Source organism: Streptomyces sp. NPDC059649 (assembly GCF_042734445.1).
Classification (GTDB): domain Bacteria; phylum Actinomycetota; class Actinomycetes; order Streptomycetales; family Streptomycetaceae; genus Streptomyces.
In genome coordinates this window covers 131,033-139,000 of the sequence record NZ_JBHWDV010000019.1, presented here as the reverse complement: position 1 = coordinate 139,000, position 7,968 = coordinate 131,033, and the positions used below count along the sequence as shown (strand labels likewise).

The following is a 7,968-nucleotide window of genomic DNA, read 5'->3' as shown; positions in this document are numbered from 1 at the left end:
CGGGAGGGGACGGGCGGGTGGGGCCGGTTGTGTGGACGTAAAGCGAAGCAGTCCACACAACCGGCCCCGGAGGACCGTCACCGCACCCACCACAAACCCGCCCGCCGCAGGCGCAACGGCGAGACGCCCCGCGGCGGGACGGCCGACAACGTGCGGGGCGCCGCAAAGCGCAACGGCGAGACGCCCCGCGGCGGGACAGACAGGTACGTACGGGGCGCCGCAAAGCGCAGCGGAACGGCCAAGTACGTGGGCGGCGCCGGTCAACCCCGTTGACATCTGTCCGGGGGCGCCGGTTACCTGACCCCGTGCCCACACTGCGCTTCGTACGGGTGGACGGCGAGACCGGTCTGACGGACTGGCAGCACGTCCACAACGTGATCATCCCCGCCCATCAGCTGTCCCTCGACGACGTGCGGGAGCGTTCCGGGCGCCACCACCTGGAGGTCGCGTATCTCGGCGACGTCCTGATCGGCTGTAGCACCGTGCGGCCGCCGGTGGACGGCGCGGCCACGGTGATCGCCCGGGTGCTGGCCGCCCACCGTGGGCAGGGGTTCGGCGGGGAGCTGTACGCGCGCGGGCTGGAACGGGCCCGCGCACTGGGCGCCGGGACGATCGAGACCGTGGTCCTGTCGTCGAACGAGGACGGCCTGCGGTTCGCGCTGAAGCACGGCTTCGAGGAAGTGGAGCGCTACCTCCTGCCGGGCGACACCATCCCCTGGATCGACCTGCGGCTCGCCTGACCGCCCGCGCCGTCATGTGGTCGTTGGGCATCGGCGCACGGTGCTGCTGCTGATGGCGTACGTGGCCGCCGTCACCGCCGCGCTCGGGGCGCGAGGAGCTTCTCCTCGCACCCCGATCCTGCTCGCGCCTTCCCGCGGAGAGGCATGACCGCCGCCTCTTTAGAAGTAGGACTGCAGGGTTCCCCGGCGACGGACGTCCACGGTGGCGCAGTGGAACGATCCGCCGAAGCTGTTGAAATTGCGGAAATTGCAGGGAATCGGTGTGAAACCGAACTTCTTCATGGCCGAGATCATCGGCTCGTCCTGCCGCTCGACGATGACCCGCTGTTCGTCCAGCATGAGGATGTTCATGTTGATCCACTTGCTGGTCATGTAGAGCGGGTGGGCGTCCGGGATGACCGGTTCGGGGGCGGCCATCACGTCCCAGCCCTTGAAGAGCTCCGGCACTTCCGGCACCCGTTCGGGGTGGATGAGCAATTTGCCCGGCGCCATCGGAACGAGCGTGGCGTCGATATGCATCGGATGCGAGTCCTTGAACTCGAAGACATGGATGCGGTATTCGTCGCCGAGGTGGCGGCGCAGCCACTCGATTCCGAAGTCATTGGTGACATTGCTCTTCTGCGCGATGATGTCGCGTCCGCAGCGGGTGAAGTCGGCCGCGTCGAAGGTCGGCTCGAACTCCGTCACCACCAGTCGCTGCGGGCCGTCCTCGCCCGGATCGGTCCAGTCCTGGTCGAACTGGGCGTCGGTCAGCTCGGGCTTGGGTCCGGCGGTCCATTTCGCGCCGCCGCGGAAGTACTCCTTGAGCAGCGGGCGGTAGGCGAGGTTCTCGTAGTAGCGGGAGCGCCAGGCCATCGGGCATTCGATGATGTCGTCACCGACGACGAGAATCGCGTCCCTGGGCATCGCCGCGTACATTCCGGTGCTGGTCCAGTCGAGCGTGGTGTAGGGCGTGCGCTGCGGAATGGGGTCGGGCCGGCGTACGGTCACCCCCTCGCCCTCCAGGATGTGGACGAATTCCTCGAGTTCGGCCCGGGCCGCGGCGACCTGTTCGGGCGGGAACGGCTTTCCGGCATTCCGCCGGAACGTCTCGTGCTGATTGCCGGGGAGCACCGGAGGTAAGGCCATGTGCCAGCCCGGGAAACTGGCGTCGTCGACGATGCCGACGATCACTTCCTCCAGCGGGTCCCACTCCGTGTAGGAACAGACCGGACTTTCCGGCTGATCCGCGGGAAAGGCGGACGTTTGCGGTTTCACGGGTGGCTCGTTCTCGGCTCGCACGGAATCGCTCCTCGATCTCATGGCGCACGGCAGCCGGAAACCCGGCTGCCGCGATCAAGATCGATTGAACGTGCCGACCGATCGCCCGGGCAAGGTTCGTTCACATCTTGGCCGGAATTCGAGCCTTGCGACCTCATACGAGCTCTGATACTCGCCCGGGATGCACGGGACGCACGGGATGGACTGGGCGGAAAGGGTATAACCAACCCCCGACTAACGGGAGTTGACCGCACCCCTGCCCTGCACCCATCCCCACCCGGCGCGCGACAGGGCGAGCGGCTTGCGCCCCCACGCAATATTTCGAGGCATCAGAAAATACCGTTGGAGAGGATTTACCCCTTGGAGTCGCAAATGGCGAGGAGCCCGTTCTTGGACTCCTTCCAGTCGGCTGAGGCAGAGGCAGAGGCAGCGATCAACTTTCCTTCGCCCTGGTGCGGGCCCATCTTGCCGCCGGTGAAGTCGGTGTAGACGTCGACCGAATCGAGGATGTCGTTCTCCTCCTCGGCGCCCCGCACCTTGGTGACATCGGTGACGGCGACCTTTTCGTTGGCGGTGCCGTGCGGGGCGACGCGCCCGTACCCACTGTGCGGCACACCGTCACAGGGCGTCGAGCGCACTCACCTGCCAGCCCCCGGAGGTGTCCACGAGCGTCATCCGGACCCGGTTGAGGTCGAGGCGCGGCCCGGACACCTGAGTGCTGTTGGTGACCTGGTTCATGAAGATGAGGACGACGACCTTCTCCGGCGAGGCGGAGACCACCGATGCGGCGGAGGCTCCCCCGGCGGGGGGCTTCGCCACCGTGGCCGTGACGACGCCCTGGTACTTCTCGGCGGTGGGCGCCACCACCCTCGTGGTCGTCTTGCGGTACTTGCCCGCGAAGGACCCGGTGAGGTGGGCGCGGGCCTTCGCGAAATCGCGATCGAGGTGGCGGTAGTCGTAGGAGAGGATCTCCGGCGCGGCCTTGCGCGCGACGGCCAGGGCCTCGGTGCGCGCCTCCTGCGTCCGCTGGTCCTCCCGGTACTCCCGGCCCAACAGGGCGGCGGCGACGAGGCCCGCCACGACGAGTGCGGCCAGCACGGCGGTCGCCGCACCGGAGATCCGGCGGGCCGGCTTCGCGCTCTTCTGCTCTCCGGCCTCGTCACGGACGGCGCCCTTCGCCCGCTCCCGGGCCTTGGCGTCCGCCCCGGACCCGGAACCGGACGCTTCGTCCACCACCGCTCTCTCCGTCGCCGCCCCCTTCTCGTCGAGGGCCGACTTATGCGCTTTCTCGGCCCGCTTGGATGCGGCGCGGGCGGCCGCCGCCACGGATCGCTGCCGGGCCGATGTGCCGGCGCCGGTACCGGCGCGGCCTCGTACGGTCGCCTTGGTCACGGTGTTTCTCCTTACTCGCCAGACGGCTGTGGGGGGGTGCGGATCAGCCGACGGGTCAGCCGATGAACTCGACATTCGAGGTCAGCCACCGCCCGCCCTCGAGCACGAGGTCGAGTTGCAGCCGGTAGTTGCGGGCCTGGCCCTGGGGCGCGGCGACGTTGGTCACCTTGCCGTCGGCCACGACCAGGACCTGGGCGGACGTGTCGCCCGCCTTGGCGATACCGGCTTCGAGGACATGCCCCTCGGAAACCGACTTGTTGTCCGCGACCAGCTTGGTGAGTTCCTTGGTCCGGGCGGTGAACTGCTCCTTGAAGTCACCGGTGGCGCCCTTCAGGACGTTCTTGCTGTCCCGGTCGTAGTGCCGGTAGTCGAGCGACGTGAAATTCACCGCGGACTGCCGGGCCGCCGCCAGAATGTCCTGGTTGCGTTGTTCCTCCTCGTGCTGCTGGTACAGCCGCACCCCGAAGAAGCCGGAGAGCGCCACCAGCACGGCGAGGACACCGGCGAGCACGACGGGGAGCACCCGGCTCTCCCGCGCCGCGCGCGCGGCCTCGGTCGCGGGGCGCGGCGCGGACGCCGCCGTACGCTCCGCCAGGCGGCGGATCATGCCATAGGTCCGACGAGCAGCCATTGCCACGAGTCCTTTCCGAACGCACTCTGTTCTCCGCCCGTCGAGCCGATCTGGACGGTCCCCCCGCCCGGACCGGCAGCCTGCCCGGTCGCGGGATCGTAAGGTGCGAGGTACGACGCGGGATCGCCGCGGCCGCCGCGCACCTCGGAGCTTCCGGGCCGCGGAACGTTCTGCGCGCCGCGGACCGAACTCTTGCTGCCCCGCGGGAGCGTGCAGCGTGCGGACGTGTTCGCCTGCACCTCGCGGGTGTCCTTCGGGTCGCGCCGCTGCGTCGATCCGTAGCCCTGCCGGCACGACGGGGGGTCGTCGGAGTTGAGCACCATGCCGAAGTGGCTGGTGCCGTCGCCCGGGAGCACCGTGAAGCTGCCGGCCACGACGACCGGGAAGGTGACCAGCGTCTGCTCCACGTTGGGGAGCCGGGCCACGGTCACCTGTCCCCCGCTGATCAGGTTCCCCAGCAGGACCGGCAGCGCCTTCCGGTTGGCCTTCAGCAGCGAGTCCAACTCGTGCGCCGCCGTCGGACCGCCGTCCACCAGCCGGCGGAGGTCGCGGTCGCTGTCCTTGATCTGGCCGGTGAGGTCCGCCAGGTCGTGGGAGAACGACTTGAAGGCCGAGCCCTTGTCGATCTGCGTCTTCAGGACGGTCTGTGAGTCGTCGATCAGCGAGATCGTCTGGGGCAGGGTGTCGCTCGCCGACTCCACGAGCCGGTTGCCCGAGTCGACCATCCGGGTCAGGTGCGGGGCCGTGCCGGTGAACGCCTGGCCCAGCTCGTCGACGGTGGTCCGCAGGTCCTTCTTGTCCACGGAGCCGACGAGGCGGTCGAAGCTGCGGATCATCTCCGTGGTCGGCAGCGGCGTGCGGGTGTCCTTGGGGGAGATCGTGCTGCCCTCGTGCAGATACGGGCCGCCTGCGGCCCGCGGCTGCAGATCGATGTACTGCTCGCCCACCGCCGAGCGGTTCGCCACGACCGCGAGCGTGTCGGCAGGGATGCGCGAGCCGTCCTTGATGCGCAGCTCCGCCGAAACGCGCGAGCCGACCAGGCGCAGTTCGCCGACGCGGCCGACGGGCGCGCCGCGGTAGGTGACCTCGGCGCCCGAGTAGATGCCGCCGGAGTCGGCGAACCGCGCCTGCACGGAGTACCCGCTGTCCGTCAGGCGGTCGCCCAGTCCCGCGTACTCGGCGCCGACGTACGACACGCCGACCGCGGTGACCGCGGAGAAGGCGAGCAGTTGGACCTTGACCGTACGAGTGATCATGGCTGCATCCCCTTCGTCAGGAGCTCCGCGAGGCCCAGGTCCACGCCGGCGCCGAAACCCGTCCGGCCGCTGCCCTGGTGGGCGGTGTAGCTGCTGGTGCACACCGGCGGGCAGAGCACATCGCCGCCGGACGATCCCTTGTCCCCTCCCTGGCCGTCCGAGCAGTCGCTGCCGGGCAGGCAGGGTGTCGAGTGCGGTGTCGGCAGATCGGGCACATCGGGCAGGTCCGGCACGTCCGGGGTGTCCGGCAGATCGGGCGTGCCGGGGAGCTTGGGCTTCGGCTTGTGCGGGGAACCGGGCTTCTTGCCGCCGCCCTTGGAGAGATTGCCGTAGATGCTCTTCAGGTCGAGATCCGCGGTGATGTGCAGGTTGGTGTAGTCGCCCTTGATGGCGTCGACGGAGTTGCGCGGGAACGGGTAAGTGGTCATCAGCTCCAGCGCGTTGGGCAGGTCGTTGCCCGCCTTGTTCAGCTGGGCCAGGATCGGCTGCAGGTGCCTGAGGTTGGCGATCGTGTCGTCCCGTGAGCCGTTGATCACCTTCGTGCCGACCGTGCCGAGGTCGGACAGGGAGCGCAGCATCCGCGTCAGGTCCTTGCGCTGGTCGGCCAGGACCTTCAGGGCCGGCGACATGGTGTCGACCGCCCGGCCGATCGTGGCCTTCTCCTGCGCGAGCCTCTTGGACAGCCGGTCGATGCCCTTCATGGCGCGGATGATCTCCGAGCGCTGGTCGTCCAGGCCGCCGAGGAAGGTGTCCAGCTCGGCCAGCAGGTTCTTCACCCGGTCCTCGCGGCCCGCCAGGGAGTGGTTCAACTCCACGGTGATGGTGTGGAGTTGCGCCACACCGCCGCCGTTGAGCAGCGCCGAAAGAGCTGACAGCACCTCCTCGATCTCTGCGTTCCGGTTGCTCCGGGACAGCGGGATCTTCGCGCCCTCGGTGAGCTTGCCGACGGGCCGTACGTCCACGGGCTTGGCGAGCGAGACGTACTTCTCACCGAGGATGCTGGTCTGGCGCAGTTCCGCGACGGCGTTGGCCGGCAGCTTCACCGTGTCGTCGACGCGCAGCCGTACGCGCGCCTGCCAGCCGTGCAGCTCCACCTTCTCCACGGCGCCCACGGTGACGTTGTTGACCTTGACCGCGGACTGCGGCACGAGGTCCATCACGTCCCGGAACTCGACCGTCACGTGGTACGCGTCTCCGGCGGCGGCGCCGCCGGGCAGCGGGACGTCGTACAGGCCGTTGAACTCACAGCCGGTCAGCAGCAGCGCCCCGGCGGCCGCCCACCCGACCGCTTTGCGCGGGGCGGTCATGCCTCGGCTCCCAGGACGCCGCCGAGCGTCTTGTCGGTCGTGGCGACACCGGACGCCGGGTTGACCGCGCCGGTCAGGGAGTTGGCGGTCGGCAGTTCGGGGAGGTCACCGAACAGCTTCCCCAGGTCGTGGCAGTCCGACTTCTCGCCCGTCGTCCTGAGCAGGGAGCACATCAGGCTGGCCGGGTCCTGCGGTTGCTCGGCGTTGTTACGGGTGTCCAGCGTGCCCGATGCCGGGTTGTAGGCGTTCGCGAGGTTGCCGAGACCGGCGGGCGCGACGTCCATCAGCTCCTCCAGTGCGGCGCGCTGCTTGACCAGCACGCGGGTCACCTCGCTGAGACCCTTCACATTGCGGGTCAGCGCCTTCTTGTTGCCATGGACGAATCCGGACACGTCCTTGAGCGCGACGGACAGGTTCTTGAACGCCTCCGCCAGGTCCTTGCGCTCGCCGGAGAGCTGGTTCGCGGTCGTGGCCAGACTGTCGTTGAACGAGCGGACGCTGTCGTCGTCCGCCGCCAGCGCGGCCGTGAACACCTGAAGGTTCTTCACCGTCCCGAACATGTCCTTGCGTCCGTCGGAGAGCGTGGTGAGGGCCTGCGAGACGTCCTTGATCGTCTGGTTCAGGTTCCTGCCGTTCCCCTTGAGGTTGTCCGCACTGACGCCGATGAGCCGGGACAGCGCTCCGTTCTTGTTGGCACCGCGCGGACCGAGCGCCTCCGATGTGGTGTGGAGGCTGTCGAAGATCCGGTCCAGCTCGACCGGTACGGCCGTCCGCTCCTCGGGGATGACCGCGCCGCTCTTCATGGCCGGGCCCCCGCGGTACACCGGCAGCATCTGGACGTAACGGTCGCTGACCACCGAGGAGTTGACGATCGCGGCCCTGGCGCCCGCGGGCACCTTGCGATCGGCCTCGTACTCCATCTCGACCCGCACCCGGCGGCCCTGCGGGGTGACGCTCTTGACCTCCCCGATCGGGATGCCGAGGACGCGGACGTCCGAACCGGGGTAGATGCCGACGGTCCGCGGGAAGTACGCGGTGACCTTGACGGGGTCCGGCTTCGGCCAGAACGCGACGGTCAGGCCGGCGACGAGCAGGCACAGGGCGGTGCCGAACGCGACGACGCGGCGGGTGCGCCCCTGGGGGAAGCGGCGGGTGCGCTCCTTCGGGAGACGGCCGGTGCGCCCCTGCGGCAGGAAGGTCCACCGGGGCCGCTGCAAGGACCCGCGCCGGGGCCGGCTCGGTGGCGGGTTCGGTGGCCGGTTCGGTGGCCGGTTCATCGGGACCCGCCCGGGGGTGTCTGTGCGGCCGGTGCGCCCCTGAGGGAGGTGGCCGGTGCGCCCCTGCGGCAGGAAGGTCCACCGGGGCCGCTGCAGGGACCCGCG

At 69.3% G+C, this 7,968-nt stretch carries 8 protein-coding genes; 1 reads left to right on the top strand and 7 read right to left on the bottom strand.

Annotated features, from left to right (window positions below):
* Positions 1 to 305: 305 nt before the first annotated feature.
* Positions 306 to 740, top strand: coding sequence for a GNAT family N-acetyltransferase (locus ACFV1J_RS21160; RefSeq protein WP_385860328.1), 435 nt, complete (start codon positions 306 to 308; stop codon positions 738 to 740).
* Positions 741 to 899: 159 nt separating this feature from the next.
* Here ACFV1J_RS21160 and ACFV1J_RS21155 read toward each other — a convergent pair whose 3' ends face one another.
* The 7 genes from ACFV1J_RS21155 to ACFV1J_RS21125 all read right to left on the bottom strand — a co-directional run bounded on the left by ACFV1J_RS21155 (position 900) and on the right by ACFV1J_RS21125 (position 7,959).
* A complete protein-coding gene (locus ACFV1J_RS21155; RefSeq protein ID WP_385860325.1) occupies positions 900 to 1,997 on the bottom strand; it encodes an amidinotransferase in 1,098 nt (365 codons plus the stop codon).
* 356 nt (positions 1,998 to 2,353) lie between these two features.
* The gene (locus tag ACFV1J_RS21150; protein WP_385860323.1) at positions 2,354 to 2,614 is read right to left on the bottom strand and encodes a hypothetical protein; all 261 of its coding nucleotides are present in this window, start codon (positions 2,612 to 2,614) and stop codon (positions 2,354 to 2,356) included.
* 4 nt (positions 2,615 to 2,618) lie between these two features.
* A complete protein-coding gene (locus ACFV1J_RS21145; protein WP_385860321.1) occupies positions 2,619 to 3,392 on the bottom strand; it encodes a hypothetical protein in 774 nt (257 codons plus the stop codon).
* 55 nt (positions 3,393 to 3,447) lie between these two features.
* Positions 3,448 to 4,023, bottom strand: coding sequence for a hypothetical protein (locus ACFV1J_RS21140; RefSeq protein ID WP_385860319.1), 576 nt, complete (start codon positions 4,021 to 4,023; stop codon positions 3,448 to 3,450).
* On the bottom strand, positions 3,996 to 5,279 hold the full coding sequence (locus ACFV1J_RS21135) for an MCE family protein (protein WP_385860317.1): 1,284 nt from the start codon (positions 5,277 to 5,279) through the stop codon (positions 3,996 to 3,998). Before ACFV1J_RS21135 ends, ACFV1J_RS21140 begins: the two co-directional genes overlap by 28 nt.
* Positions 5,276 to 6,586 carry an MCE family protein gene (locus tag ACFV1J_RS21130; protein WP_385860315.1) on the bottom strand — a complete coding sequence of 437 codons (1,311 nt, stop codon included), beginning with the start codon at positions 6,584 to 6,586 and terminating at the stop codon, positions 5,276 to 5,278. Before ACFV1J_RS21130 ends, ACFV1J_RS21135 begins: the two co-directional genes overlap by 4 nt.
* Positions 6,583 to 7,959 carry an MCE family protein gene (locus tag ACFV1J_RS21125; protein WP_385860344.1) on the bottom strand — a complete coding sequence of 459 codons (1,377 nt, stop codon included), beginning with the start codon at positions 7,957 to 7,959 and terminating at the stop codon, positions 6,583 to 6,585. Before ACFV1J_RS21125 ends, ACFV1J_RS21130 begins: the two co-directional genes overlap by 4 nt.
* Positions 7,960 to 7,968 lie beyond the last annotated feature (9 nt).

Coding starts and splice junctions, on each gene's coding strand:
- ACFV1J_RS21130 (WP_385860315.1), bottom strand. CDS start 6,586: ATGACCGCCCCGCGCAAAGCGGTCGGGTGGGCGGCCGCCGGGGCGCTG.
- ACFV1J_RS21135 (WP_385860317.1), bottom strand. CDS start 5,279: ATGATCACTCGTACGGTCAAGGTCCAACTGCTCGCCTTCTCCGCGGTC.
- ACFV1J_RS21140 (WP_385860319.1), bottom strand. CDS start 4,023: ATGGCTGCTCGTCGGACCTATGGCATGATCCGCCGCCTGGCGGAGCGT.